2 protein-coding genes are annotated in these 1767 nt (G+C 40.2%); both read left to right on the forward strand.

All coding sequences use genetic code 11. The features are described 5' to 3' along the window. Positions 1-1125 (forward strand): tyrosine-type recombinase/integrase (locus ACFIJL_RS09255; protein ID WP_375624399.1); only part of this gene is annotated, 1125 nt, incomplete at its 5' end. A 207-nt stretch (positions 1126-1332) separates the two neighbouring features. Next, complete coding sequence (locus ACFIJL_RS09260) at positions 1333-1533, forward strand: AlpA family transcriptional regulator (RefSeq protein ID WP_015856172.1); 201 nt, start codon at positions 1333-1335, stop codon at positions 1531-1533. Positions 1534-1767 lie beyond the last annotated feature (234 nt).

Genomic DNA, 1767 nt, shown 5'->3' on the forward strand with positions numbered 1-1767 from the left:
TTGGGAGCTGGCAAATATAATGATGGTGCCGGCTTGTTACTTCATAAGCGTAAAGATGGAGGTGCTCAATGGATTTACCGTTTTACCATTCATGGGCGGCGCCGTGAAATGGGCTTGGGTGCTTTAAGAGATGTTTCTTTAAAACAAGCCCGTGAATTGGCAAATCAATGGCGCTCTGTTTTACGTGAAGGGCGTGATCCTATTAAAGAACGTGAGAAACAAAAGCGTGAGGCAATAAGCAATCTTCATTATTTAAAAGATATTGCCTTGGATACTTTTGAAACTCGTAAAGCTGAATTAAAAGGGGATGGGAAAGATGGACATTGGTTTTCGCCTTTACAACTTCATATTCTCCCTAAATTAGGTTGTCTTCCTGTGTCAGAGATTACACAAACAGAAATACGTAATACACTTGCCCCTATCTGGCATACAAAAGCTGGAGCTGCTCGGACAGCATTGATACGTCTCAAACTTTGTCTCAAACATGCTGCTGCATTAGGTTTGGATGTTGATTTACAAGCAACAGAAAAAGCACGCGCTCTCTTAGGAAAACAACGCCATAAAGTCAAAAATTTACCTGCAATGGATTGGAAAGATATACCAGCTTTTTATCAAACACTTTGCGAAGCATCAACCCTAACACAACTGGCTTTGCGTTTGCTTATCCTTACAGGGGTTCGCTCTAACCCTTTACGTCATATTCATAAAGATCAAGTTGAAGGTGATATCTGGACAATCCCTGCTGAAAATATGAAAGGAAAGCGTGATACGACAAAAGAGTTTCGTGTGCCCTTATCATCTGAAGCATTAGACATTTTAAAACAAGCGCGCTCACTTTCTCGCAATGATTTCTTCTTTTCTGCAACCGGTCGCGGTCCCCTCGCTGAGAAGTGTATGGCTCAATACATGAGAGACAATAAACTTGAAGCCTGCCCCCATGGATTTCGCTCTAGTTTACGCGATTGGCTCGCTGAAACAACCGATGCCCCCTATGAGGTTGCTGAAACAATTCTAAGTCATACAGTCGGAGGACAAGTAGAGCGTGCCTATCGTCGTACTGATTATTTAGAACAGCGCCGCGTTTATATGGATAAATGGGCGGCTTATGTCACGGGTCAATCTTAAGATATGGAGTGCATAACCCCATTATCTGTGGATAACTTTAGCTCTCTTGTCTCTCATTCTTTCTCAATAAGATTCATCACGTATCACATCAGAAATTGTATAATAAAATATTGTTTTCTATGAATAAAACATCTTTCTAAATGAACCAAAATGTGGTTAATAAATAGTTATGATTTGTTACCATTTTTATAGTGAAAGGATTTTAATATGACAGAAAATGATATTCTTTTAACAGACCGTGAAAGTGCAAAATTGCTTCATATGAGTGTTTCAACATTCCGCCGTCATGTAACCAATGGCTCTCTCCCAAAACCTTTAAAATTTGGTTTTTTGTCCCGTTGGTTACAATCGGATCTTTTGAATGTCATCGAGCAAGCAAAACAGCAACGTTATAACGACGCGGCATAAAAAGAAAACCTTGTCACGTAAGGACGGACAAGGCTTTCTCAAGCTCATCAACCTGGTGCTTTATTTGGTGTAAATTCAAGGCTTTCTCTGCTGAAGCAAGACTTAAGGCTGGCATTCAGGTGCATTTTTATACTTTTTACAAAAAGGGCTGTTCAAACGCTTCTTGACACTGCGCTGTGGTATGACAGCACCTGGACGACAAATCGGCAAGTTTTTCTCTTTAAAAGTATAACA

Origin of the sequence: Bartonella sp. TT119HLJHH (assembly GCF_042193385.1) — a bacterium.
Taxonomy (GTDB): domain Bacteria; phylum Pseudomonadota; class Alphaproteobacteria; order Rhizobiales; family Rhizobiaceae; genus Bartonella.